Origin of the sequence: Nocardia sp. NPDC050799 (assembly GCF_040654015.1) — a bacterium.
Classification (GTDB): Bacteria; Actinomycetota; Actinomycetes; order Mycobacteriales; family Mycobacteriaceae; genus Nocardia.
The window spans coordinates 22,183-46,866 of sequence record NZ_JBFAHF010000015.1; the positions used below are offsets into that span (position 1 = coordinate 22,183).

The following is a 24,684-nucleotide window of genomic DNA, read 5'->3' on the forward strand; positions in this document are numbered from 1 at the left end:
ACCGGCACGCACTCCGCGCCGAGTGTAGGGCGGCGAACCGGGTCCGGAGGGGATGCGCGTCAGCGCGTCGGTGGCGGCACCTCCTCGTAGACCTCGCCCACGGCGCCGGCGAGCAGCCGGTCGGTCATCTCCTGCTTCAACACGGTCAGCCGGGCGTTGTCGGCCGCGTCGCGGTCGCGGCGCGCACCGAGTTCGATGAATTCGGCGGTGACGAATCCCGCGTCCCGTAACCGCAGCAGGACCGTCCGCTCCCGGTAGGTGAATTCCCAAACGTAGCGGGCGAGGACGGGTCCGCGCTCGGTGGCCGCGAGTTCGGGGACGACAGTGAAACGGTCGCCGGTGACCGCGCGCAGTGCCATCTCGATGGCGTCGCGGCCGCCCGGGCCGGGGAAAGCGGTGCGGACCGTAACTTCCCGTCGTTCGACGGTACCGAACAGTGAAACGGCATGTCGCACAGCGCAGTAGGCGTGCGCGACGCCACCGGGGAACTCGGTGCCGTGGTATTTCAACAGATCGGCGAACGAGAGCTCGATCGGTGTCCCGGATTCGAGGACTGTCAGCATGTCTTCTCCCTCTTCCTGGTGGCCCAGTGCAGTGCCGAATAGAGCAGTTGTGTCGCGCCCGGCATGAACCCGGAGCCGTGGTGGTACACGGGGTCCATCGTGGTGACCAGCAGCTCTCCCGCGGCGGAGCTCTCGTCGATATAGAGAACGGAGCCGTCGCGGACGCCGTCCTCGGTGTGCAGGTCGACCAGGCTCACCGCGCCCGGCGGCGGTTCCAGCACCCCGTGGTAGTGCCAGATCACCGCGCGGTCGGCGAAGAACTCCCAGGCGGGATGGCCGGGGGCCTGTTTCCGGAGCCGGTGGTCCTCGCCGGTGCGCCACCACCAGAACACAGTGGGCCGGGATTGTTCCCGGACGCCGGGCAACCACTGTCCGGTGTGGTTCTCCCCGAATACGAGCACGGTCGCGCCCCGGTCGAGCCCGGCGCGGACGATATCGGTCCACCGCCCCAGCAGGTCCGGGCGGAGCCGGTCGGCGACCACGATCACCTCGGCCTCGCCGATCTCCGCCAGGGCGCCGGTGCGCACGTGCACCGGCCGGATCCGGTAGGGCGCCAGGGCGGGATCGGCGAGGGTGGCCAGCTGGGCGTGGCTACCGCCGTGCAGGAAGGCGATATCGGTCTCGGGGTCAGTCATCGTCGCCTTCCAGCCAGCGCAGGAGTTGCGGGTGCAGTCGCGCGGTCCCGCGGTCGGCGGTGGCGAACTGCAGCAGGTCGTTGCCGCCGTGGACCAGGACCCGGCCCGCACCGAGTGGGTAGTCGTAATCGATCGGCGCCCGGGTGCGGCCGATGGTGTGGACAACCCGGGCGTGCTCGGGCAGGTCCGGATAGCAGCCGCGCCCGTAGAATCCGGCGACACCGATACGTTCCAGTTCCGCGAACGGGACGGGCCCGCGGGTGCCGGTGTTGTAGAGGAACGCCTTCGGATCGGTGCCGGCCCACACCGGATGTTCGGTCACCCGCGTCAATGCGAGGTCACGCGGGTTACGGAACTCCAGCTTGCGCCATCTCGTCAGCCCGTCGAGGAACAGCCGCTGCACATGCCCGTTCACGACGATCCGTCCGCCGCGTGCGACGAACGAATCGAGCAGCGGACGCTGCTCGGCCAGGTATTCCTGATCCACGTCGCCGGTCAGGTAGAGACCGGTGACCGCGCCGGTGCACTCCCCCGGCAGATCGTAGACATCGATTTCCCGGAAGCCGCCGGCGTACTCGCCGCGGGCCGGGGCCATCACGGCTTTCAGTACTGTCACGAGATCCCCCGCCCGAAATCCGGCACGGTGAGCCGCCGGACCGCGCTGGGTGTCTCGATATCGGCGGTCACGATCGGCACGCCGTACATCTCCGACAGCAGGGCGCCGGTGAGCAGTTCCCGGGTCGGGCCGTGGCGCTGATCGTCGGCGGCGACCATCAGCATGGACCGTTCGGCCACGTGCAGGGCGTGATCGGGATGGTGGGTGGTCATCACGACCGCCATCCCCTCGTCGGCCAGCGCGCGGAGCACGGTGAGCACCTGGGCCTGATTCCGCAGGTCCAGGGCGGCCGCGGGTTCGTCGAGCACGATGGTGTCGCAGTCGGAGACGAGCGCCCGGGCGATGAGCACCAGCTGACGCTCGCCCCCGCTGAGCGCGGTGTAGTCGCGGTCGGCGAGGTACGGTATGCCCACCCGGCGCAGCGCCTCCCGGGCGGCGGCGCGATCGACGGCCGTGGGCGTGCTGTAGATCTTCACCGTGCGGGCCCGGCCCATGAGGACGATATCGAGCACCGAGAACGAGAACACGACCGAATGGCTCTGCGGGACGTATCCGACCGGGCCGGAGGATTCGACCGAACCGGCGACCGGCCGGATGAGACCCGCGAGACATTTCAGCATGGTGGTCTTACCGCGTGCGTTCGGCCCGAGCACGGCGAACACCTCGCCCGCGGCGGCGCGGACCGAGACGTCGCGAAAGATCCACGGTCCCTTCGCCGAATAGCGGTAACAGAGCGCACTAGCCTCAAGCATCGGCACCCCACAGGCGGGAACGGTTGCGGATCAGCAGCACCACGAAGAACGGGGCGCCGATGATGGCGGTGAGGATCCCGATCGGGATCTCGGCGGTACTCAGGGTGCGCGAGAGGGTATCGATCGCGGTCAGATAGGCGGCCCCGAGCAGCGCGCTGACCGGCAGCACCATCCGGTTGTCGGTACCGACCATCATGCGCACCAGATGCGGGACCACCAGACCCACCCAGCCGATCACCCCGGCGACCGAGACCGAACCCGCGGTGATCAGCGCGACGCACAGCAGCAGGAAATTGCGCAGCCGCGCGGGGTTCAGGCCCAGTGCGGTGGCGTCCTCGTCGCCCATGGCGAGGATGTTCAGCCGCCAGCGCAGGGCGAGCACCACCAGACCGGCCGCCACGATCGGGATCGCGGCGGTGAGCACCTTGGTGTAGGTCGCCGTCGCCAGCGAACCCATGAGCCAGAACACGATCGAGGGCAGTTCGCTGTAGGGATCGGCGATATAGGTGATGAACGAGACCATCGCCTGGAACATCGCGCCCACCACGGTGCCACCGAGCACGATCATCAGCAGCGGTGCGCCGGGTACCGCCCGGGCGATCGCCACCACCAGCACCAGCGCCAGCACGCCACCCAGGAAGGCGCCGCCGACCAGTGCGGCGCCGCCGAAACCGGCGAGCAGGATCAGCACACCACCGAAGGACGCACCGGAGGACACCCCCAGCACCTGTGCGCTGGCCAGCGGATTACGGAATACGGCCTGCATGACCGCGCCGGTGAGCGCCAGGCCGGCGCCGAGCAGGATCGACAGCAGCACCCGGGGCAACCGCACATCGAGCACCACGGTGCGTTCCTGCGCATACCAGGTCTGTTCCAGCGGAAAGACCTGGCCCAGCAGGATTCGCACGATTTCGTTCGGCGGCACGGTGTAGCGGCCCACCGCAAGCGCGGCGAGGGCCACCACGATCAGCAGGACCAGGAATCCCGGGATGGCGAGGAGGTGCCGATCGAAGCGCGCGCGGCGCGGCGCCGGAACTTCCGGCGCCGCGACCGCCGCCGGGTCAGCGGAGGAACTGGTCATAACCCGCGGCGTCCTTGTTCAGGTCGAAGCGCAGCACCTGATCGATCTCGTCGTCGGAGATGCGGTACGCGAACAGGTCGTCGAAGGCGGCCCGGATATCGGCGCGGAACCGCCCGTCCCGCGCGGCCGGGTACAGAACCTGGTGCATCCACTGCCACATCAGCGGCGATTCCGCGCTGGGCACCTGCCACCGGTAACCGCCGAGCGGGGTCTTGTAGACGCGCTTGTTCTGCACCGCGCTGACACCGGACAGCCGGGGATCGGCGTAGATATCGGCGGGTGTGCTCTGGTCGAATCCGCTGAGCATGATGACCTCGGGGTTCCAGGCCAGGATCTGCTCGGGGCTCACCTGCCCGGACTCGGAGACGAAACCCTTCGTCACCAGATCGGCGCCCACGAGATCGAATTGGAAACCGTCGTAACCCTTGGCACTGGTGGTGCTGTAGGTGTCACCGGTCCGGGACAGGATCATCGCCCGGGGCCGCGGGGTCGGCCGCGCGGCCACCTGCGCGCGCATCTCGGACTGTTCGGTGCGCTGCCAGTCGATGAGGTGCTGTCCACGTTCGGGTTTACCCGCGATCTGCGCGAACAGCGTGATCCACTGCTCGAGATCGTCCTGGGTGCCGTACTTCAGGCCCACGACGGGGAATCCGGCCGCCTCGATCGGCGCCGTGACCTCGGATCCCCGGTCACCCCACTGCACCACCACATCGGGGTCGAGTTGCAGCAGGGTTTCCACGTTCGGCACGAAATCGTTGCCCGCGACGACGGCCGAATCGGCCGAGCCGGGGAACATGGTGGCGAACATGCCGCCCCGGTTCGCCACCAGGGTCGACTGATTGATGCCGACGATGCGGTCGTATCCGCGGTCGACCGCGGCGAAGATCGACGGCGCCGGCATCACGGTGAACGCCACCTTGTCCGCCGGACCGTTCACAGTGACCGTCGCGCCCCGCTGATCGACGATGGACAGCGCGCCGGTGGCGGCCGCCTCCTCGGTCTGCGCTTCCCGGGTGGAGCACCCGCCGGTCAGCGCGAGGGCCCCGATCATGCCGGCGACCGTCCATCGCCGTGGCGGCAAGCTTCGCTTCCACCGCCGTGCACGCTGCATATTCGATGCCATGCGCTCTACCGTCCTGCCTCTGAATCGTACAAATAGGATTCAGGTTAGCCTTACCTATCAAGACGGTGTGAATCGGGTGTGGCTCACTTATCGGCGGGTCGCTCCGCCGCTACTGCCGCTGCTCCGCGAGTTCGGCGGCGGGCACCGGGTGAGCGTCGCCGCCGAAACCGCTGGGCCACCACACCTTCGGACCCACCAGGGCGAACAGCGCGGGGATGACGACGGTGCGCACCAGGAAGGTGTCGAGCACGATGCCGATGCCGACGATGATGCCGAGCTGGGTGAGCGTGATCAGCGGCAGCACACCCAGGACGCAGAACACCGCCGCCAGGACGATTCCGGCACTGGTGATCACCGCGCCGGTCGCCGAGACCGCGCGCACCATACCGTCGACGGTGCCGTGGCCCGGCGTCTCCTCGCGGGCCCGGGTCACCAGGAAGATGGTGTAGTCGATACCGAGTGCCACCAGGAAGAGGAAGGCGAACAGCGGCACCGTCGCATCCAGGGCGGGGAAGCCGAAGAGATGCGTGCCCACCAGGCTGCCCAGCCCCAGCGCGGCCAAGGCACTGAGCACGGTGACGCCGATCAGCAGGACCGCGGCGGGCAGCGCCCGCAGCAGGACGAGCAGCACCGCGAAGACCACCAGCAGGATGAGCGGGATCAGCAGCAGCTGATCGTGCCGGGCGGCGTCGCGGGTGTCGAGCGCTTTCGCGTCGCTCCCGCCCACCATGGCCTCGGCGCCGGGTATTCCGGCCAGGGTGCCGCGCAATTGTTCGATCGTCGTGTAGGCCGCCTCGGATTCGGGAGCGGCCTCGAGGGTGACCATCCACCGGTCCACCCCGACGTGACCACCCGCGGGCACCACAGCGGAGACACCCGGCGCGGACTCCAGCGCCGGACGGACCCCCGCGGCGGCGTCGTGCCGGGTGAGCACGACGGTCGGATCCGACGCGCCTGAAGGGAAATGGGCAGCCAGAGTATCCAGGCCGTCCACCGATTCGGCTCGCACCCGGAACTGTTCGGTCTGCGACAGCCCGATATCAGCGCCGGTCAAGCCCGCCGCACACACGACCAGCAGCGCGATCGCCCCACCGGCGACCACGGCGGGCCGGGCCACCACCCGGGTGGCGATCCGATGCCACACGCCGTGCGCCGCGGCCCCGTCGGCACTCGCGTGCGGAACGAAGGGCCAGAAAATCTTCCGGCCACACAGGGCCAGGGCGGGCGGCAGCGCCAGCAGGACGAAAACCACCGCGACCAGTAGGCCGGCGGCTGCCATCAGGCCGAGCGAACGAGTGTTGGGCAGTGTCGCGAGCAGCAGCGTGCACAAGGCGAGCACCACGGTCACATTGCTGGCGAGAATCGCCGGTCCGGCGCGCCGGACGGCCTCGCGCAGCGCGGCGCGGTGGTCGCGGTGCCCGTGCAGTTCGTCGCGATAGCGGGAAACCAGCAGGAGCGCGTAGTTGGTGCCCGCGCCGAACACCAGAACGCTGGTGATACCCGCGGTGGAGCCGTCGAAGGAGAGGTCGGTGACGCGGGCGAGCGCTGTGCCGATACTCGTGGCGGTCCGGTCGGCGAGACCGATCACCAGCAGCGGTACCAGCCACAGCACCGGCGAGCGGTAGGTGACGATGAGCAGCAGCGCGACCACCAGCGCGGTGACGGCCAGCAGGGTCACATCCGCACCGGCGAAGGAGTCGGCGATATCGGCACCGAACGCCGGACCGCCGGTGATCTGCACGGTCAGGCCGGGTGGCGCGTGCGCTGCGGCCGCCTCGCGCAGCCGGTCGATCTCGGTGGCCAGGTCCGCTCCGTTCAGGTCGGCGGACACCGTCGCACGCCCCAGTGCCGCCTTGCCGTCCGGCGCGACCACGAGCGCGTCCGCGGCGGTACCGGAGACCTCCCGAGCCGTTCGCGCGGCGGCGGCGCGGTCGGAGTCGGTCAGTTCCGCGCCGTCGGCCCGGGCGATCACCAGAATCGCCGGCGCGTCCCGGCCGCCGGGGAATTCCGCCACCGCGGCGTCGACCCGCGCGGCGTCGGAATCCTGTGGCAGCGAGGCCGGCGCCTGGCCCGCGTCATCGTTTCCGCCGACGCCCACGATCACCGCGCAGGCGGCAGCGAGTACGGCGAGGAGCAGGGCCCACGAGCGGCGGCCGGTGACCACGGTGGCGAAGCGTTCCCAGGCATTCACCCGGCAACTATTTCAGAAACTGAAATAATGGGCAAGGCCGACACTCCCGGCACCTACACTCTTGCGAGCAGGATCAGGGAAAGGACGGCGCAGGTGAAAGACGAGCCCTCGGCGAAGACGGACAATACGACCCGGGAACATGCCGAAACCGAGATCGCCACCGATATCCGCGCGCTGACCGCGGTGTCCGAACAGATCGGGCATCTGTTCGCCCATTCGCATTCCCTGCGCAGCACCGATTTCCGCGCGCTCATGCACGTCGCCACCGCCGAAGCCGAGGGCCGTCCGCTCACCGCCGGACACCTGCGCGAACTCATGGGCCTGTCCCCGGCCGCGATCACCTACCTGGTCGAACGGATGATCGCCTCGGGTCATATCCACCGCGAAACCGATCCCGGTGACCGCCGGCGGGTGCTGCTGCACTACTCCGACCACGGCATGTCGGTGGCCGGCGAATTCTTCCACCCACTGGGCCGGCGCACCCGTTCGGCGCTCGCCGGCCTGCCCACCACCGATCTCGCCGCCGCCCACCGAGTGCTCGCCGCGGTCGTCTCCGCCATGCGGGACCATCACGCCGCGCTGACCCGGGCACCGGAGGACCGATAGCCCGGGCACCGACACGCCGAAACCGTCGAAAATTTCCGCATACTGCCGCGCGGCCGGGGTAGGACGCCCACGACCCGCGGCAACCTGCATGCTGATTGTCCTGGCTGTACGCGGGTATACGGCCGGGCAGACAGGAGGTGTGTCATGCCGAAGGAATGGACCGACAAGCAGGAACGGCAGTACGAGCACATCAAGGATTCCGCCGAGGATCGCGGAGCGAGCACCGAGCGTGCGAAGGAAATCGGTGCCCGGACCGTCAACAAGAACCGCGCCCAGGCCGGGCAGACCAAGACCGCGAGCCGCTCCTCGACCCGCGATATGTCACCGCAGCGACGCGGCGGCCTGCGTTCGGGCACCGACAAGCCCAAGGGCCGGACCCGCGACCAGCTGTACAACGAAGCGAAGAGCCGCAATATCAAGGGCCGCTCGAAGATGACCAAGAACGAACTGGCCGAAGCCCTGGGCAAGTAGACCCGTCGATGAGCCCCGCCGCCCGCGCGACCACGAACCGCCGCCGGGCACCGCAACCGGTCGGCGCCGCCGAGTTCGTTCCCGGCGGCGCCGATCTCGGGCAGGTCCGCGTGGCGGCGGCGGACTGCCGCGGCGGCGACCTCGGCCGCGGTCGCTACGCGGCCACACCGTCGAACGCCCGGGCCTCCGGGTGACCGGTACGGTGCATCCCCCGTCGGTGCTGCGCGCCCCTGACCGCGATGCGGCGTAGACCGAGTTCCTTACCCAGCACCAGGCCGACGCCACGGCGACCACGGCCGAACCACGAACTCGCCCGCCGCCCGCGGCCCCGGGAGATGCCCGGCCTGCTGCCACCCGCCTGCTCCGCAGGCGCGCAATGCCGGGGCGGACCGATCGAGCCCGCAACCCGGGGTGGCGAGGCGGCGAGGTCGGCCGCGGACGGCGCATCGGATCTCCGGCCCCGGCCGATCGGAAGCGTTTGCCGCGCAAGTTATCTCGCGGCAAACGTGGAACCCGCCGAATAGTTGTCCCGGCGAACGAAGTCGGGGCACACTCTAGGTGACGACGTTCGACGCGCCGATCGAACGCGGGGGCGAGGACACGGGATATGAGAATTAGGCCGCGGCAACAGCTGCTGGACCTGTGGCGGGCCGTGCTCGCCTGTTCCTACCGGGGCGGCACCTGGACCTGGGGCGGCCGCGACGGCAGCAATTCGATCAGCGACGCCGAACAGTTGCTGTGCCTGCTGTACCCGGCGACCGAACTCGAGGCCTTCGCCCTGGACCAGCCCGACGATATGGCGGCCGACGCCCGGCGGACACTCGACCCCTTCGGCGAGGAGACCCGCATCGGCGGCGCACTGGTCGGCCTGCTGGAGGATTACCTGCGGCGCTATACCGGTCCCGACGGGGATCCGGTCTTCGCGGCCGGTTCCTACCTGCGCGCGACCGGTGATCGCCCGCTGACCGAGGAGCAGCTCGCCCTGGGGATCGTCGACTCCTATTCCATGTCGCTGAGTCTGTGTATCGCGGCGTTGCGTTTCCTGCGCGGATTCCAGCGTTTCGTCGGCGGTGAGGTGCGGCGCGAGGCACGGCAGTTGAGCGAACGCATTCCGCTGGTGATCGACGCGGTCGGGATCCGGCTCACCGCCGCGATGGCGGGTCTGGTGCGCAGTTTCGTCATCCACACGCCCGAGCCGAAGTCCGCGGCGGGACAGGCGATCCTGCATATGATCAACCAGAGCCACGCCCCCGCCGACGAGGTGATCCGGCGCCTGTCGGCACGGCTGGAACGGCTGCGGGTCCAGGCCGCCAACGAGGTCCGGCTCAGCCAGACCGCCGAGGTGGACGTCGCCGACGACGAGCGACTCTTCGAATGCGGCTGGGGCTGGGGCATCGTGCGCACCGCCGAACCCATCGAGTTCGTCCCCGGCGAGGTCGGCCACGCGGCCGGGCACGCCGAACCCCGTCCCTACCTGTACTTCACCGCCGTCGCCCTCGACGGCATCATCGATTTGTCCTCCCAGCGCATCCGGGAGCTGGACCTGCTGAGCGACGAGCAGCGCACACTCGCCGACGCCCTGCAGTTGCGGTTCGAACTGGCCCGCAACTACTGGTCCACGGTGGCCCGGTTCGGCGGCGGCCGCTGGCCGCTGGAGGATATTCCCTGGCGCACCTCCGACGGCGAGGAATCGGACTACTTCAGTCTCACCGTCACCGCCATCCTCATCCAGGACCTGGTGTACCGGGACAGCACGGAGGACCTGGCCCGGACCGTGGCGGTTTTCGATCAGCTGGCCCGCCGGGGCCGGATCACCAGCCGCCTCACCGCCGGGGACGCGGCCGCGGTCCTGCACTATCCGGGTGTCCGGCTGGGTCTGGCCGGGAGCGAGGATATCGGCGGGGGCTCCGTACTCGAATGGTATGTCCCGGATTTCGTGACCATGATGCTCAAACGCTGCCTGCAGGCGGCGCGCCTGCGCACCGATGTCGACACCCGGGATCAGTTGATGGCGCTCGCCGAGGCGGCGATGGACCATCTCGACGGGCGAATCCAGCGCGACGGCCCGGCGGCCGGTCTGTGGGACGATCCGGCGGCCCTGCTCGGCCCGGAGTCCGCGGTCCCGGCCGGCCCGTCCTGGTTCGTCACCGAACGCGTCATGGAATGCCTGGTGATCGCCTACGACACCTTCCGCGAACCGCCGCTGGCCCCGGCCACCATGGTCGCGCGCGCAGTCGATCTGCTGAGCGAGGCCGAACATCTGCTCAACCAGGAGGAGCTCGAGGTCGCGGGCGATGATCTGACCCCGAAGCAGGCGGCGGTGAACCGGATCCGGCAATCACTGGACCGGGCCCGGGGAGTGCTGCACGAGCGTCCGGGTACCGCGTACAGTCTGGCCACCCAGGCGCTGATCCAGCTCGACGAACTGGCGTACGCGCGCCAGGACGCGACGCGATAGGGGGGTCCGGGTGCTCGTATTCTCCACCTCCGACAAGGGCGGCACCGGACGTTCGGTGACCAGCTGCAATATCGCGTACCGGTTGTGTATGTCGGGCCGGAACGTCGCCTATGTGGATTTCGATTTCGGGTCACCGACCGCCGGGGCGCTGTTCGAGATCGGCACGGTCGAACGGGGCGTCGCCGACGGCGGGGTGCACTCCTATCTGCTCGGGCAGACCGGGACGGCGGCCCGGGTCGACGTCGGCACCGCCACCGATCGCTCCGAACTCAAACGGGTCGCCCCCCGCTCCGGACGGCTGGTCCTGTTCCCGGGCGACGAGGGCGGCGCCGAATTCCTCACCGCCGACGATGCGGTGGTGACCCGCTGCGCCGAATTGCTGGTGGCGCTGGAACAGGAGTTCCGGGTCGTGATCGTCGACCTGAGCGCGGGCCGGTCGGTCGCGCTGGAGATCGCGCTGCAGGCGACCGCGCTCCCGCAGTTGCGCCGCCGGACGGCGCGCTGGCTGATCTTCCACCGCTGGACCCGTCAGCACATCCTGGCGGCGGCCGGCCTGGTCTACGGTCCGCACGGGCTGTTGCAGACCGGCGCGGCCTGCGGGCACGATCCCGACGAACTGCTGGGCTCCACCCGCTATATCCGCACCGCCGTACCCGCTGCCAACTCGCATCTCACCGCGCAGCGCGCGGCGCAGGCGGCATGGTTGCAGGAACAGGATGTCGCGCTGCGCCGGCTGGCCACCGCCAACCGGCTGGGCGCGACCGCGGTGCTGGGCGCCACGCCGATGGAACCGGTATTGCAGTGGCGGGAACAGCTGATTCTCGACAGCGATGTCAACGCCCATATCGCCAACCACGAAACGGCGCAGGCCTACACCGAACTCGCGCGGCGCCTGATGGACGTCGCCAGCTGGGAGAGGCTCTAGATGCGGGACAGGCAGGTTTACACCGAGGCCACCGAACAGCCCTGGGTCGCCCCGGTTCCGCTCTCGCATCTGTCGATCGAGGTCGGGCACTTCTATCTCAACGACCTCCTGGGCGATCTCGAGCGGGTGAAGGCAGAGTTCCGCCGGATCGTGCCGCTGGTCGCGGCGTTCACCGAATCCGCCCGCGTCCGGTTCGGCCCGGACGTCCGGGTCAGCACCTGCTATCTGATCGACGACTACTTCCAGCCCGATACCGATCCCGCGGAGGTCCTCGGCAAACTGCTCACCGCCGCCGACGCGGCCGGGCTCACCATCGACTATCTGGCCCGCGAGTCGGGCTGCTGGCAGACCTCGCAGTTCATGGACGGGGTCCCGCTGGGTGAGCCGATCCCGGTGGCCGAGATGGTGGCCGCGCGGATCGTCGCCGAACCGGCGCCGCCCGATACCGGGCGCCGGCCGCCGACCGCGCAGTCCGGGTGGCTGTGCAACGGCCGCCGGTCCTCCGAACACGAACCGGCGCAGGCCATGCGCGGACGCACCTACGAACCACCCGAAGAGTTCGGCCGCCGCGAGCATTCCATCTTCCTGGACGTGCAGTTGTGGAGCACCCAGCTCGTCGACGACGTCACGGTGACCCGCTGGTCCTGCCCGTTTCTGGCCGCGGTCTGGCATCTGCTGCGGCTGGGCATGCTGCGGTATCACGGTGCCGCCGTGGTGGATCCGCAGCAGTGGCACGGTGAGCCGTGGCCGCGTCGCTGGCACGAGGTGCCGCCGGTCGTGCAGCTCACCCCGGACGCGGCGCCGTTCGCGGCGTATCAGACCCTGTCGATGCTGCCCAAACGCTATCTCGGTATCGAACACGCGGTACGACTGGTGCTCGACCATCTCGACCTGGACGAGGACGTGCTCGCGCAGGTCATCGCGACCGGTGCGGCCGAGGACGTGGTGGTCTCGCGCAAGATCAGCGAGCGGCTGTCCCACCTGCTACTCGACGGGTCCTGAGATGGCCGCGACCGCGCCCCTGGTCGTCCTCGGTGAGGTACGCACCTGCCTGCTGCCGTCGGCCACCGCGCTGACCCGAGCCGAGGCCGGGGAACTGCTGGCCCTGCTACCCGGCTGCGGCGTGCGGTGGCGGGAGCGACCGGGCACGCTGGGCCTGTCCCCGACCACGGCGGTGGGGGTCGATTGCGATCTTCGCCTCGGTGATCAGCCCGCCCGGATCGTCGGCACCGTGGCCACCAGTCTCGCACTGGCCGGCGGGCGGGTGCTGCAGTCCTCGGCGCGTACCCGGGTGGTGCGTGCCTCGGAACGCCGGCGCCAGACCTGGTCCCACTACATCAGCCAGAAGGGGGTCACCGAGGTCGTCACCCGGATTCCCGAGCGGGTGGCGGCCGGGAACGTCCTGGCCGACAGTTATCTCGCTGCCGGCCCGCTGCCGGGGACGGCCCCGCTGGACCTGGCGTCGATCAGCGAACGGCTGCTGGCCCGGGTCCGCGCCGATTCCCGGCTGGACCAGAACCCACCGGTGCAGGCCGGGACGACCCGGCTGCGCTGGACGGCCCGGGTCGGCGGCAGCAGCGGGCCGGCCGCAACCCTGCACCTGGACGACGACACCGTCCGCTCGGTGCGGCTGATCGTGCGCGACGAAACCGATCTGGAGGCGGCGCAACGGTTCTGCGAGGATCTGGCCGCGCACGATTGGCTGCTGACGGTACTGGCCGACGCCCTCGACGAAGCCGACCGGTTCGCCCCGCACAGCCGCGAACGAATCGATATTCTGGCTCCCGCTCTCGAACATCTGGCCGGGCTGTGGATGCCGGGCGCCCATACGCCGCCGGTACTACGTGCGCTGTGGAAGGACCTGCAGAACGATCCCGGTTTCTCCCGGCAGTGGAACACCCTGGTGGGCCGGTTACGCGACAATATCGCGGTCGCCACGCTGTCGGCGTTGCGGCACAAGATCTTCGACGCGGAATGGTGACCCGCCCGCACCGCCGCCCCGGCTACATCCGGAACCATTTCCGGACCAGCAGCGCGAAGAACACCGACATGGATACCGCGCCGGTCCAGGCCTCGACGACGAAGAGCGTCCGTACGGCTCTGGGCAATTCCTGCGTATCACCGGGGCCCGGCGGATTCAGGAAACCGGTGACACCCATGTAGATCGTATCGTCGACCGCCTGCCCACCCAGCAGCAATGCCACCCCGGTGAACACCAGCATCTGCAGGATCACCCAGCCCAGCAGCCACGAGGGCCGATAGCCGTGACCACACAGGAGATAGGAACCCTGTCCGGCCCAGCGTCGCAACCCGTGCGGCAGTCCGCGGGTGTTCGCACGCGCCAGCTGCAGGCCGCAGCGGTCCTCGGCTTCGTCGTCCTCATTCACCCGGTACAACGCCATGGCGCGGCGGAAGGCCAGGGCCGCGTGGGTGGCCAGGCCCACCTCCGACAATTGCGCACCGATCGCCTCGTATTCCTCGGCCAGCAGCGTGTTCTGCCGGGCGCTGAGTCGCAGCGGACCGCGGAACTCGACCTCGGCGGCCATGAGCGCGGCCGGTACCGCGCTGGGCACCCGCCAGCCCTCCTCGTCGGGGCGGGGATCGCGGGCCGCGCCGTAGAGGTGCGGGAAGACCAGCGTGTCGGAGTGCCGGCGACGCGCGCTGGGGGGATCGTAATCGTCGAGAACGGCTTCGACATGCACGGCGAAGGTGTCCAGTGACATCCGCTCGGGATGCGCGGCGGCATCCAGCTCGGCGGTGTAAGCCGCTGCGTGCCTGGCGATCCTGGTGGAGACCGACGCCACGAACGGCGAGATCTCGCCCATACGAACCAGTTTAGCGTTCAGGGATGGAGTCGGAATTCGTAGAGGTCGCGGGGCTCCCCGGGCCCGAAGTAGCGCTCGTCGTGTTCGACGAACTCGAAACCGGCCTGTTTGAACAGATTTCCGGCGGGATGATTGTCGGGCCGGACCGTGAGGTACACCGTGTCGGTACCCAGTTCCCGGCATACGCGCAGGGTCTGGTTCAGCAGCGCGCGGCCGAAACCGGCACCCTGGTACCGCTTGGCCACCGCGAAGGTGAACAGCAGCGCCCGCCCGGACTTCTCCAGGGTGAGCGCGTACCCGATGACCGTGCCCGCGACCTCGGCGACCAGCCATTCCGAACCGTGCAGATCATAGAGCTGGCGCAGCATCAGGTACAGGTACGGTTCACCGAACACCTCGGCCTCGATGGCCGCGATGTCCTCGAGATCGGCAAAGCGGGCCTGCCGGTACACCGGCTGTGGCGCCTCCGCGATATCCATGTGCTCCCTCGTGCCAGGGCATACGCCGTCCGGTACCAGCCTAGAACGTCGACTCGCCGACCGCGCCAGTGTAGAGCTCGCGCAACCGTTCCGTAATGCGCCACGTTCTATCGTCGGCATACCCGCCGGCGAACGTCTGTCACCGGAGGCCGGGATCCGGACTTGACCTGAACAATAGTTGAGCATTCAGAGTGGTTGCCGAGGCGGCGCACCCACCGCCCGGCACACCTTGGAGGAAACATGGATATCGCCGCCGCATCCGGCACCGGCACACCCCTGCGCGTCGCGGTCATCATCGGCAGCAGCCGCGACGGCCGTTTCGGCCCCGCCGTCGGAGACTGGTTCCTCACCAGGGCATCGCTGCGCGCCGACCTGGCACCCATCACCGTCGATATCGCGGACACCGAACTACCGCACACCTTCGGCGCGCCCGCCGCCGGCCTCGCCGGGACCCGGGAGACACTCGCCGCCGCCGACGCCTTCGTCGTGATCACGCCGGAGTACAACCACAGCTATCCCGGCACCCTGAAGAACTTCATCGACCTGCACCACGCGGAATGGCAGGCCAAACCCGTGGGTTTCGTGAGCTACGGCGGTATCTCGGGCGGCCTGCGCGCGACCGAGCACCTGCGCACGGTGTTCGCCGAACTGCACGCCGTCACCGTCCGCGACACCGTCAGCTTCCACAACCCCTGGGGGCAGCGGGACGAGACCGGCGCGCTGGCACCCGGCGCCGGCGCCGAGACCGCGGCCACCACGCTGCTCGACCAGCTCGTCTGGTGGGGCGAGGCGCTGCGTACCGCACGCGCGGCACGGCCCTACGTAGCGAGCTGAGCCCGACCCCGCGACCCCGCGGCTCGGCGGCTCGGCGGCTCGGCAGTCCCGCAGGCCCGCAGTCCCGCAGGCCGACAGTCCATGCGGCCCGGCAACGCGGCAACGCGGCAACGCGGCAACGCGGCAACGCGGATACCTCGGAAGCGGCTGTCACGCCTGGTCATACGATGTCGCGGTGACCGAATTCGACCACCTCGACACCTCGACCCTGCCGGAACGCCAGCGCCGCATCCTCGCGGCGATACGGGAGTGGGTGGTGCGGCACGGTTACCCGCCGAATACCCGGCAGCTCGGTGACGCCGTCGGGCTGCGCTCCCCGTCCTCGGTATCGAGGCATCTGAAGAGTCTGGAGGAGAAGGGCTTCCTGCGCCGCGGTGACGGAGTCTCCCGGCCGATGGACGTGCGGCTGTTCCTGAACGCCCGAGCCGTGGCGGAACCCGCCGCCCGGGACGCCGTCGCGGTCCCCGTCGTCGGCGATATCGCGGCGGGTACGCCGATCCTCGCCGACGAGCACACCGACGATGTGCTCACGCTGCCACGGGAACTGGTGGGCCGCGGGACCGTGTTCGGGTTGCGGGTGCGCGGCGATTCGATGGTGGACGCGGCCATCTGCGACGGGGATATCGTGGTGGTACGCCGCCAGCCCGACGCGCAGACCGGGGAGATCGTCGCCGCGATGCTGGACGGGGAGGCGACGGTCAAGGTGTTCCGCCGCCGTGCCGGTCATGTGTACCTGGAACCGCGCAACCCTGCGTATCAGGTGATCGACGGCGACCACGCGGTGGTGCTGGGTAAGGTCGTCTCGGTGATGCGGCGCCTGTGAACCCCGCGCCCACCGCCCGGCGGCCGCGGGCCGATGGTGCATGATCGAACGTATGGGAACAGACCCGGGACCGCGGGTCCCCGACAATCTCCACGAATTCCGCACCCTCGCCCGGGCCCGGCTGGCGGTGTTCCCGCGGATCGCGGTACCCGATACCGACGGATTGCGCCGGGCCGCCGTGGTGCTGTGTGTGGTCGATACCGGTGGATCGCTGTCGGTGCTGGTCATCAAACGTGCCTATCGCGGCCGCAATGCCGGGCAGTGGGCGCTGCCCGGCGGCCGCGTCGAACCGGGCGAGACCACGCAGCAGGCCGCCCTGCGCGAACTGCACGAAGAGCTCGGGCTGACGACCGGCCCCGACGATGTACTCGGCACCCTCGACGATTTTCCGGCCAGCTCCGGGTTCGCCATCACTCCCCTGGTGGCGACGCTGTCCGATATCACGCGCCTGCAGCCGAACGCGGAGGAAGTCCATTCGGTGCACCAGGCCGCTTTCGACCGGCTGGCCGCCGACGACACACCGCACTGGGTGTTGCCGGACTCCGCCCGGATGCACGACGACGGCGCCCCGGCGGTCGACGCCCCGCCCGGTGAGCCCGGCCTGCTGCAGATGCGCCTGGGCCCGAATATGACGATCCACGCCCCCACCGGCGCCATGCTCTGGCAGTTCCGCGAGGTGGTGCTGCTGGGCAGCGAGCCGAAGGCGGCCCGGGTCGCGGATTTCGCTCAACCCACCTGGACGCGGCACTGAACGCCCGCGACCCAGGTGGCCGCCCGACTCCCGGATGACACGGCCGAAGAAGCGCGGACCGCGCCGTTGCCCGCCCGGTTACGGGCGGCGGGCGCGACGACCACCGCACCGACTCGTAGCGGGCGGCCAGGGTTGGGGAGTAGGTCCCGGCCTCGACTCGCGACACCGTGACGAGTGGCAGAACCGGGCACTGCCCACCGCACCCGCCGCGCAGCAGCGCCGGCACCCGATCATGAACTGCGAAATCGCCGACTGCGCTGCGGCGCCGGCGTCACCGGCGCCGTCCCTGCCCCGAGCCGCTCAGGGCCGCTCGGCGCCCGGCTGCGCGTCGGGCCGGCTGGCCGAACGTTGACCCTCCGGCACGATATCGGGCTCTTCCTCCGCAAGCCGGAGCTCCATCGGTTCACCCTCTCGCTGCTCCCGCGGCGTAGTGGCGTACCGGTCCGCGGCCGACCAGTGGTCGGGCGGATCCATACCCTCCTCGAGCGGGTCGGCGGCCAGTTCGTCTTCGTCCAGCTGTTCGCCGGTCGACGGAATCGAGCTACTCGCCCACTCGGCGATCTCAGGGGATTCCGTGCCGGGGTCCTCGGTTTCGTTCATGGTCGCGTGTTTTCCCGGACGCCGCCGCGCAAACAGGTCGCCGCCGATTTCCTGGCGCCGCCGTCACCGGTGCGGGTCCACCTCGACCCGGCCGGTTTCCCGGTCCTCGACACCGCGACCACGGCGGCTGCCGTCGTAGGCCGATTCCCGCAGCCGCTGCACCGCGCGGGGCAGCAGGGCTACATCGGCGGGGTGGTTGAGCACGGGATCGTAGAAATCGGTGCGATGTTCGCCCGGGTCGGCGGCGCGCAGCGCCAGGTGTCCCACGGTCTGGCGCGCGGGCCCGTAACCGGCGACCGAGATCGTGTACCCGATCTGATGCTCGTGCACATGCCGGGCCAGGGCCGACAGCGAGGTGCTGGTGGGTAGCCCCGGGTCCGGCTCGGCGAGCACCCAGAGCGGATCGGAATCGTCCCACTGGTAGGGCAGCAGACTGCCGAACCGGGCGCTGTCCCAGCCGCGCGCGACGGTCAGGGATAGCCGGGCGACCGGGCGCTGTCCGGTGGTCGCCAGCGCGAAATCCCAGGGTTTGTCGTTGATATCGAGCACCCGGAAGGCGAGGCCGAGAATATCCGGGAGGCCGCCGGGAGTGCCCACCCCTTTGGAGAGGCGCCCGATGGTCGCGCGGTCGCCGTCGCCGAACAGCCGGGTGAATTCGGGTTCGGCGCGGAACCGACCGGAGAGCCGGACGCCGCGCGGGTGGAAGAAACGGGCGTGCCGGAGATGGGCACCGGCGTCGAACGCGCCGCGCACCAGTGCCGACACCGGAGCCAGGGTAAGTCGATCGGTCATCATGCGTCTCCCTTCGGATTACGCCAGCCCTCGTCGCCGACGAGCTGGCTGGACTGCGGCCCCATCAGCAGCATGCCGCCGTCGACGACATAGGACGCTCCGGTCACATATCCCGCGGCGGGGGTCGCCAGGAAAGCCACCACGGAGGCGACTTCCTCGGCGTGGCCGGGCCGGCCCAGCGGCAGCCCCGGCCGGGGTTGTTCGCGTGGATCGGCGTCCTCCTGCCCGGTCATCGGGGTGGCGATCTCCCCGGGGGCCACCGAGTTCACGGTGATGTCGTGTTCGGCCAGTTCCAGCGCCAGCACTTTGGTCAGGGCGCCGAGGCCCGCCTTGGCCGCACAGTAGGGTGCCGCCCCGACCTTGGGTGCGTGCTCGTGCACGCTGGTGATATTGATGATCCGCCCGCCGCGGCCGGCCTCCGTCATATGCCGGACGGCACGTTGCGTACAGAGGAAGGCGCCGTCCAGGTCGACCGACAGCACATGCCGCCAGGTGTCGAAATCCATATCCATCGCCTTCTGCGCGGAGCCGGTACCGGCACAGTTCACCAGCACATCCACTCCGCCCAATTCGTCGGCGAGTTCGTCCACTGCGGCGGTACTCGTGGGCAGATCGTCCAGATCCATCTGCCGGACAGCGGCGCGCGCACCCCGGTCGCGAGCCAGTCCCGCCGTATGCCGGGCACCGGCCTCGTCCGAGTGATAGGTGATCCCCACATCGACACCGCCGCCGGCCAGCGCGACCGCGATCGCCCGGCCGATCCCCGAATCGGATCCGGTCACCACGGCCCGTAGCGGCGCGCCTATGCGTTCTTTCGGTAAGGGAGCGATAGTAGCCATAGGGCGCGGCTACCCGGACGGATCGTGATCACACAGTCGGTTGTCGACCGGATCGCGCCCACCGACGCCGGAGGTGAATTCACGGTGGCGCGCCACTCCCCCGGCGTCGGGGGCCAGCGGCGGGGTGTCGCCACCCCGGCGTTCGCGCAGCGCGTCGAGGAACTCGCGCAGCGCGTCGGTCGCGGTGACCCGCGGCTGCCAGCCGAGTTCCGTCCGGGCCCGGGTGGTGTCCATGATCGGCAACTGCATCATCGTGTCGAACAGGCCGGGCGTGGCGGGCACCAGGCGTAGGTGCCAGGCGCCGGCCAGCGCGGTCCGGACCGGCCACGGGGGCACTTCGACCGTGCGCACACCCAGCAACCGCGCGAGCTCGGCGCGGTCGAGGACCGGTTCGGCCGCGATATTGAACGCGCCCCGCGCGCCGGAGAGCACCGCCGCCGTATAGGCACGGCCCGCGTCGGCACTGTGCAATGCCTGGAAGCGCAGCCCGCGCGGATAGGGCAACAGCGGTAGCAGTCCCGGCCGGACCAGCCGGTCGGGGAGCAGCGGTCCGGCGAACAGCCGGCGCTGCTGTGCGGCCGAGGCGCGCTGGAAGGTGAACGCCGGGCGCATCCGGACCAGGCGGCAGTCCGGATGTTCGTATTCGAAAAGGTCCAGCAGCCGCTCTACATAGGCTTTCTCGACCGCGTAGGACGCCCCCGGCCAGCCCTCGGTCGGCCAGCTCTCGTCGACCGGCTCGTCACCGGTCGCGGGCGAGTAGGCCGCGACCGAGGAGGCGTGTACCAGCGCGGGCACCCCGGCCGCGGCCACCGCGGCGAGCACCCGGCCGGTCCCCCCGACATTGGTCCGCCACGTGTCGCCGGGCCGCCGCGTGGGCTGGAACACCCAGGCCAGGTCGACCACCGCGTCGGCGCCGCGGAACAGCGACGCCAGATCGGCGGAGCGGATATCGGCCGCCGCCCATTCGACCCCCGGATGCGCGTGCTCCGGTTTCCGCCGGGCCACGCCCACGATCGAATCCACCGTTCCGGTACCGCTCAGCTGCTCGAGCACCGCGGTACCCACATTTCCCGTGGCCCCCGTGACGATCACCCGCATCAGTTCACCTCGCTGTCCGTCGGGGTGTGCGGCATACCCGGGTTCGCGGTGCCGACACAGCCGGCCGGGCGCCGGTTCGGCCGCTTGCCGCCGGCCGCGACTCAGCCCGCGAGGATCTGGGGTGAGAGCACCTTGCACATGGCGTTGGTCCAGCGCAGCTGGCGCTGCGTACCCGGATGGCACTGCGCGGCCAGGGCCAGCAGTTCCGGTTCCCGGGCCGCCTGCGCGCCCTGGGCGAGCAGTTCCCAGTCCACCGACACACCCGCCGCGAGCTGATGCAGCCGGCGTAGATCCCGCAGGAGCCGCAGCCCCGGGTCCGGCGGCCGGCCGCCGGCTCCGCGCAGCCGGCGCGGGCGGGGAAGCCGGACCCGCAGGTGGCGCCGGCCGTGACCTTTGGCCGCCCCGAACCGGGGGGCGAGCGCGTCCAGTTCGCGGAGATGGTCCTGCGACGAGCCGGCCAGATCCCGGGCGGTCTGGTGGATCTCGTATTCGGCCCGGTGCCGGACCGCGACGGCCGCCAGTTCCCCGGCGAGTTCTCGCTCGGAGAATTGCAGTTCCTCGATGACGATATGCAGTTTCACCGGTCACCTCGGTCCTCGGCGCGGAGTTCGTACAGCCCCGGACCGTAGCGGGTGCGTGCTCCCCAGGGTTCGGCGATACGGTCTCGAGTCTTCATACCCCGCAGTTACCCAGGACGCCGCGGCTTCATCGCACCGGTCCCGGGCCGGGAACCGGCTCAGGCACCGGGACGGGCCCCGGGGGCACTCGGCGCCGAATGTCCGGGGAGCACACACACTGCGTCGAGTCCGAGGACATGGTTGAGCCGGCCGAAGGCGAGCCAGGAGCCCAGGCACATGCTCAGCTCCACGATCTCGGCCTGGCTGTAGTGCGCGGTCATCCGGGACCAGAAATCCTCGTCGAGGTTGTGGTGGTCCAGGGCGTAGCGTTCGGCGTATTCGGCGGCCAGCCGGGCCCGGTCGTCGAGCATCTCGGTGCCGCGCCAGTCGGCGACGGCGGCGTCGAAGCCCTCCTCCACCTTCTGTCCGTCGCGTTCGGTCCGCCAGTCCAGGCAGAACACGCAGCCGTTGATCTGGGCGATCCGCAGCCGCGCGGCCTCGAATTCGCGCAGGCCCAGCGTGGTGTGCGCGTACACCGCCAGCGAAAAGTTCGAGGCGGCGAGACCGATGCCGGGCACCATCTCGCCCCAGACGTAACCGATGGGATCCTTGCCTTCGGGAATGTCAACTCTCACGAGGCGTTCCTTCCGAACTTTCCGGCCGCCGGGCGCAGCGGGACATCGAGGGCGTCGTAGAGGCCGGGCCCGGCCGCGACCAGCCAGTCGATCGCACCGACCAGCCGCCCCACGGCCGTGGCGTTACCACCGGCCGCGTAGTTGCCGCCCTCGTCGGTCGCCTCGACGGTGACCTCGATGCGCGGACGGCCTTCGATGATCACTCGGTGCGCCCCTGCACCGTTGGGCGGGGCGGGCCATTCGGGTGCGCACGACGGGTGGATCCGGGTGATGTGCTCCACCACGATCCGGGGCACACCGGCCACGATGCCCTGCACCTCGAAACGCATGGCGCCCTGGGTGCCGGCCTCGAACTTGCCCATGGTCGCGGTCTCGACGGTGGTTTCCAGGGGCAGCCGCTGGACGGACTCGCGGACCTCGTCGAGTTCGACGCCGAGCGCCCGGGCCATGAGCCGCACCTGTCCGCCCCACACCATGGTCGGGACCGTGGGTGCCACCATGGCGGGTACCTGGTCCATGGGCTGCCCCATGCCCACCAGGTAGCGCACGGAATCGGGCTGGTCGTAGGTGGAGTAGTCGAAGATCTCCTGGCAGCGCACCACCTCGACGACGCTGCCCAAACCGCTGACGAGCAGCGGCAGCACATCGTTGCCCCAGCCGGGATCGATGCCCGAGACGAACAGGGAGCCGCCGCCGGATTCGATCGCGGCCAGAACCGGTTCCCGGACCTCGGGTGGGGCGCCGCGCTGGTCGTAGAGGGCGTAGAGCGCCGGGGTCACCACCACCGCGCCGCCGCCGATCGCGCGGACGATATCGGCGAGGGCGTCGTCGGGCCGGATTTCCCCCGACGCGGCGTACACCACCGCCCCGGGGCGGGCCGCCAGCACCGCGTCCACATCGGTGGTGGCCGCCACGCCCAGCGACCGGTCGAGCCCGGCCAGGTCGCCCGCGTCCCGGCCCGCCTTAACCGGGTCGTGCACGAGGACAGCCGTGAGTTCGAGTTCGGGGTGGGCGTCGACCGCCCGTACGGCGGCGCGGCCCACATTGCCGGTCCCCCAGACGACCGTCGAGATCATCGCCGGATTCTAACAAGCGCTTGGTTGTGAAAGGGGCGAATCGGCAGCTTCTCCGGCGATACCACCCCGGCCCTTCACGTGGCCGATATCTCCGCCGCCGGGAATGCCGCCCCGGCGCCGCCGCCGTATCGTTGACCCGGTGACGGAATTCCTCACGGAGACAACGGGATCCGATTTACCCTCGGTTACCCGGATGTTACTGCGCGCTGACGGATCGATGACCAGACTGCTGGAGGCGCTGATCGGCCGCCCGCTGGCACTCGACCTCACCGATCAGCACACCACCACCGGAGGTGACCTCGACCCCGCGGTACGCACGGCGCTCGGCTGTGCCGATACCGATCCCGTGATCGTGCGCCACTCGACCCTCGTCACCACCGGCGGCGCGGCCGTCTCGTGGAACTGCGTGGCCGTGGTGGCCACCGACGACGAACTCACCGCCCTGCTCACCGACGAACGCCTGCCCATCGGCCACAGTCTCGCCGGCGCCCGCCGCCACCTCGCGCGCACGGTCCTGGGCGCGGGCGTCACGCGCTGGCCCGCGGCCGGTGGCGGCGAAGGCCTGCCCTGCGCGTACAAGGAGAGCGTGCTGTCCGACCGGTCGACCGTGGTGGCGCATCTGCACGAACGGTTCAACCCCGCCTATGTGCCGCTGGCGGCGGCCCGATGAGGGTGCTGATCGTCGGCGCCGGGATCGGTGGGCTGACGACAGCGCTGAGCCTGCACGCGGCCGGTATCGAGGTCCAGGTGATCGACCGGGTCCCGCGGCTACGCCCGCTCGGCGTCGGCATCAATCTGCTGCCGCACGCGACCGGAATCCTCGCCGAACTCGGGCTGCACGACGCGCTCGCCGCGCGGGCGATCGCCACCTCCGAACTGGTGCACTACGACCGGTTCGGCAACGAGATCTGGCGAGAGCCGCGCGGCGTGGCGGCCGGATACCCGTGGCCGCAGTATTCGGTCCACCGCGGCCGGCTGCAGTCGTTGCTGCTGGATGCGGTGCGCGACCGGCTCGGTCCCGGCGCGGTACGGACCGGGTGCCGGTTCGTCGCCGCCATCGAAGTGGATCGGCAGGTCCGCGTCACGGTCGACGAGCACGGCGGCGGCCCCGCGAGCGAGCTCACCGCGGACGCGGTGATCGGCGCCGACGGGCTGCATTCCGCGGTACGGGCGCACCTGTACCCGGACGAGGGCCCACCGTGCTGGAACGGTATCCGGATGTGGCGCGGCGTCGCCACCGCGGCGCGCTTCCTCACCGGCACCTCGATGCTGATGGCCGGCAGCAATCACGCCGCCAAACTCGTCGCCTATCCGCTCGGGCCCGCCGCGCCGGGCAGCGACGAGGTCCTCGTCAACTGGGTCGCCGAGGTGCGGATGCCACAGGACAGCCAGGGCGAGGCCGAGTGGACATATACCGGACGGCTCGACGATGTCGTACCGCACTACCGCGGCTGGCGGATCGCCGGCCTCGACGTGGCGGCCCTGCTCGCCGCGAGCGAGACCATCCTGGAATACCCGATGGTCGACCGGGATCCGCTGCCGCGCTGGAGTTTCGGCCGGATCACCCTGCTCGGCGACGCCGCGCACCCGATGTACCCGGTCGGCTCCAACGGCGGCTCACAGGCGATTCTCGACGCCCGGTCGGTAGCCGCGGAGCTGGCCCGCGCGGGTGACCCGGTCGCCGGGTTGGCGGCCTACGAATCGGCACGCCGCGAAAGGGCGAACTCCATCGTTCTCGCCAACCGGGACATTCCGATGGATCGCGCCCTGCGGATGGTCGCGGAACGGGCGCCCGAGGGTTTCGACCGTATCGAGGAAGTGCTGACCGCCGAGGAACTCCGCGCCATTACCGACGGGTACCGGCGCACCAGCGCTGTCCGGTAGCCGGCCGGTA

28 protein-coding genes are annotated in these 24,684 nt (G+C 70.1%); 12 read left to right on the top strand and 16 right to left on the bottom strand.

Annotated features, from left to right (window positions below):
• Positions 1-59 precede the first annotated feature (59 nt).
• The 7 genes from AB0H42_RS17215 to AB0H42_RS17245 all read right to left on the bottom strand — a co-directional run bounded on the left by AB0H42_RS17215 (position 60) and on the right by AB0H42_RS17245 (position 6,961).
• Positions 60-563 (bottom strand): hypothetical protein, encoded by a 504-nt coding sequence (locus tag AB0H42_RS17215; RefSeq protein WP_357056588.1) that lies wholly within the window; start codon positions 561-563, stop codon positions 60-62.
• Positions 557-1,198 (bottom strand): hypothetical protein, encoded by a 642-nt coding sequence (locus AB0H42_RS17220; protein ID WP_357056591.1) that lies wholly within the window; start codon positions 1,196-1,198, stop codon positions 557-559. Before AB0H42_RS17220 ends, AB0H42_RS17215 begins: the two co-directional genes overlap by 7 nt.
• Entirely contained in the window at positions 1,191-1,814 is a 624-nt protein-coding gene (locus AB0H42_RS17225) for a hypothetical protein (RefSeq protein ID WP_357056593.1), read from the bottom strand. Before AB0H42_RS17225 ends, AB0H42_RS17220 begins: the two co-directional genes overlap by 8 nt.
• Positions 1,811-2,566 (bottom strand): ABC transporter ATP-binding protein, encoded by a 756-nt coding sequence (locus tag AB0H42_RS17230; RefSeq protein WP_357056596.1) that lies wholly within the window; start codon positions 2,564-2,566, stop codon positions 1,811-1,813. The genes AB0H42_RS17225 and AB0H42_RS17230 overlap by 4 nt, the downstream gene beginning before the upstream one ends.
• Positions 2,559-3,647 carry an iron ABC transporter permease gene (locus AB0H42_RS17235; protein WP_357056599.1) on the bottom strand — a complete coding sequence of 363 codons (1,089 nt, stop codon included), beginning with the start codon at positions 3,645-3,647 and terminating at the stop codon, positions 2,559-2,561. The genes AB0H42_RS17230 and AB0H42_RS17235 overlap by 8 nt, the downstream gene beginning before the upstream one ends.
• Complete coding sequence (locus AB0H42_RS17240; protein WP_357056602.1) at positions 3,628-4,698, bottom strand: ABC transporter substrate-binding protein; 1,071 nt, start codon at positions 4,696-4,698, stop codon at positions 3,628-3,630. Before AB0H42_RS17240 ends, AB0H42_RS17235 begins: the two co-directional genes overlap by 20 nt.
• 181 nt (positions 4,699-4,879) lie before the next feature.
• Positions 4,880-6,961 carry an MMPL family transporter gene (locus tag AB0H42_RS17245; protein ID WP_357056605.1) on the bottom strand — a complete coding sequence of 694 codons (2,082 nt, stop codon included), beginning with the start codon at positions 6,959-6,961 and terminating at the stop codon, positions 4,880-4,882.
• A 93-nt stretch (positions 6,962-7,054) separates the two neighbouring features.
• Here AB0H42_RS17245 and AB0H42_RS17250 point away from each other — a divergent pair, with 93 nt between their 5' ends.
• The 7 genes from AB0H42_RS17250 (at position 7,055) to AB0H42_RS17280 (ending at position 13,402) form a co-directional block, all read left to right on the top strand.
• Positions 7,055-7,567 carry a MarR family winged helix-turn-helix transcriptional regulator gene (locus tag AB0H42_RS17250; protein WP_357056608.1) on the top strand — a complete coding sequence of 171 codons (513 nt, stop codon included), beginning with the start codon at positions 7,055-7,057 and terminating at the stop codon, positions 7,565-7,567.
• 144 nt (positions 7,568-7,711) lie between these two features.
• Positions 7,712-8,038: a plasmid stabilization protein gene (locus AB0H42_RS17255; RefSeq protein ID WP_357056611.1), complete on the top strand. Its 327-nt coding sequence runs from the start codon at positions 7,712-7,714 to the stop codon at positions 8,036-8,038.
• Between the two features lie 8 nt (positions 8,039-8,046).
• Positions 8,047-8,232: a hypothetical protein gene (locus tag AB0H42_RS17260; RefSeq protein WP_357056614.1), complete on the top strand. Its 186-nt coding sequence runs from the start codon at positions 8,047-8,049 to the stop codon at positions 8,230-8,232.
• A gap of 413 nt (positions 8,233-8,645) precedes the next feature.
• Positions 8,646-10,496 (top strand): SCO2524 family protein, encoded by a 1,851-nt coding sequence (locus AB0H42_RS17265; protein WP_357056617.1) that lies wholly within the window; start codon positions 8,646-8,648, stop codon positions 10,494-10,496.
• Positions 10,497-10,506: 10 nt separating this feature from the next.
• A complete protein-coding gene (locus AB0H42_RS17270) occupies positions 10,507-11,421 on the top strand; it encodes an SCO2523 family variant P-loop protein (RefSeq protein ID WP_357056620.1) in 915 nt (304 codons plus the stop codon).
• The gene (locus AB0H42_RS17275) at positions 11,422-12,423 is read left to right on the top strand and encodes an SCO2522 family protein (RefSeq protein ID WP_357056623.1); all 1,002 of its coding nucleotides are present in this window, start codon (positions 11,422-11,424) and stop codon (positions 12,421-12,423) included.
• A 1-nt stretch (position 12,424) separates the two neighbouring features.
• Positions 12,425-13,402, top strand: a complete 978-nt coding sequence (locus AB0H42_RS17280; RefSeq protein WP_357056626.1) for an SCO2521 family protein — start codon at positions 12,425-12,427, stop codon at positions 13,400-13,402.
• A 22-nt stretch (positions 13,403-13,424) separates the two neighbouring features.
• Here AB0H42_RS17280 and AB0H42_RS17285 read toward each other — a convergent pair whose 3' ends face one another.
• Both AB0H42_RS17285 and AB0H42_RS17290 read right to left on the bottom strand, forming a co-directional pair.
• Positions 13,425-14,246 carry a hypothetical protein gene (locus AB0H42_RS17285; RefSeq protein ID WP_357056629.1) on the bottom strand — a complete coding sequence of 274 codons (822 nt, stop codon included), beginning with the start codon at positions 14,244-14,246 and terminating at the stop codon, positions 13,425-13,427.
• 17 nt (positions 14,247-14,263) lie between these two features.
• On the bottom strand, positions 14,264-14,725 hold the full coding sequence (locus AB0H42_RS17290; protein ID WP_356991106.1) for a GNAT family N-acetyltransferase: 462 nt from the start codon (positions 14,723-14,725) through the stop codon (positions 14,264-14,266).
• Positions 14,726-14,965: 240 nt separating this feature from the next.
• On the opposite strand from AB0H42_RS17290, the gene AB0H42_RS17295 reads away from it, so the two are divergent.
• The 3 genes from AB0H42_RS17295 to AB0H42_RS17305 all read left to right on the top strand — a co-directional run bounded on the left by AB0H42_RS17295 (position 14,966) and on the right by AB0H42_RS17305 (position 17,133).
• Positions 14,966-15,559: an NAD(P)H-dependent oxidoreductase gene (locus AB0H42_RS17295; protein ID WP_357056632.1), complete on the top strand. Its 594-nt coding sequence runs from the start codon at positions 14,966-14,968 to the stop codon at positions 15,557-15,559.
• Between the two features lie 175 nt (positions 15,560-15,734).
• Positions 15,735-16,382 (top strand): transcriptional repressor LexA, encoded by a 648-nt coding sequence (gene lexA / locus AB0H42_RS17300; protein ID WP_357056635.1) that lies wholly within the window; start codon positions 15,735-15,737, stop codon positions 16,380-16,382.
• 52 nt (positions 16,383-16,434) lie between these two features.
• On the top strand, positions 16,435-17,133 hold the full coding sequence (locus AB0H42_RS17305) for a CoA pyrophosphatase (protein WP_357056638.1): 699 nt from the start codon (positions 16,435-16,437) through the stop codon (positions 17,131-17,133).
• 300 nt (positions 17,134-17,433) lie between these two features.
• Here the strand turns inward: AB0H42_RS17305 and AB0H42_RS17310 are convergent, their stop codons facing one another.
• From AB0H42_RS17310 to AB0H42_RS17340, 7 genes are all read right to left on the bottom strand, one after another.
• The gene (locus tag AB0H42_RS17310) at positions 17,434-17,733 is read right to left on the bottom strand and encodes a hypothetical protein (protein WP_357056641.1); all 300 of its coding nucleotides are present in this window, start codon (positions 17,731-17,733) and stop codon (positions 17,434-17,436) included.
• 63 nt (positions 17,734-17,796) lie between these two features.
• Positions 17,797-18,525, bottom strand: coding sequence for a phosphodiesterase (locus tag AB0H42_RS17315; protein WP_357056644.1), 729 nt, complete (start codon positions 18,523-18,525; stop codon positions 17,797-17,799).
• Positions 18,525-19,364, bottom strand: coding sequence for an SDR family oxidoreductase (locus AB0H42_RS17320; RefSeq protein WP_357056647.1), 840 nt, complete (start codon positions 19,362-19,364; stop codon positions 18,525-18,527). The genes AB0H42_RS17315 and AB0H42_RS17320 overlap by 1 nt, the downstream gene beginning before the upstream one ends.
• A 9-nt stretch (positions 19,365-19,373) precedes the next feature.
• The gene (locus AB0H42_RS17325) at positions 19,374-20,462 is read right to left on the bottom strand and encodes an NAD-dependent epimerase/dehydratase family protein (protein WP_357056650.1); all 1,089 of its coding nucleotides are present in this window, start codon (positions 20,460-20,462) and stop codon (positions 19,374-19,376) included.
• Between the two features lie 101 nt (positions 20,463-20,563).
• Positions 20,564-21,043, bottom strand: coding sequence for a hypothetical protein (locus tag AB0H42_RS17330; protein WP_357056653.1), 480 nt, complete (start codon positions 21,041-21,043; stop codon positions 20,564-20,566).
• A gap of 155 nt (positions 21,044-21,198) precedes the next feature.
• Positions 21,199-21,714, bottom strand: coding sequence for a carboxymuconolactone decarboxylase family protein (locus tag AB0H42_RS17335; RefSeq protein ID WP_357056656.1), 516 nt, complete (start codon positions 21,712-21,714; stop codon positions 21,199-21,201).
• Positions 21,711-22,790 (bottom strand): dihydrodipicolinate reductase, encoded by a 1,080-nt coding sequence (locus tag AB0H42_RS17340; RefSeq protein WP_357056659.1) that lies wholly within the window; start codon positions 22,788-22,790, stop codon positions 21,711-21,713. The genes AB0H42_RS17335 and AB0H42_RS17340 overlap by 4 nt, the downstream gene beginning before the upstream one ends.
• Positions 22,791-23,007: 217 nt before the next feature.
• Between AB0H42_RS17340 and AB0H42_RS17345 the strand changes: the two genes are divergently transcribed.
• Both AB0H42_RS17345 and AB0H42_RS17350 read left to right on the top strand, forming a co-directional pair.
• The gene (locus AB0H42_RS17345) at positions 23,008-23,460 is read left to right on the top strand and encodes a hypothetical protein (protein WP_357056662.1); all 453 of its coding nucleotides are present in this window, start codon (positions 23,008-23,010) and stop codon (positions 23,458-23,460) included.
• Positions 23,457-24,674, top strand: coding sequence for a flavin-dependent oxidoreductase (locus tag AB0H42_RS17350; RefSeq protein ID WP_357056665.1), 1,218 nt, complete (start codon positions 23,457-23,459; stop codon positions 24,672-24,674). The genes AB0H42_RS17345 and AB0H42_RS17350 overlap by 4 nt, the downstream gene beginning before the upstream one ends.
• The last annotated feature ends 10 nt before the right edge of the window (positions 24,675-24,684 follow it).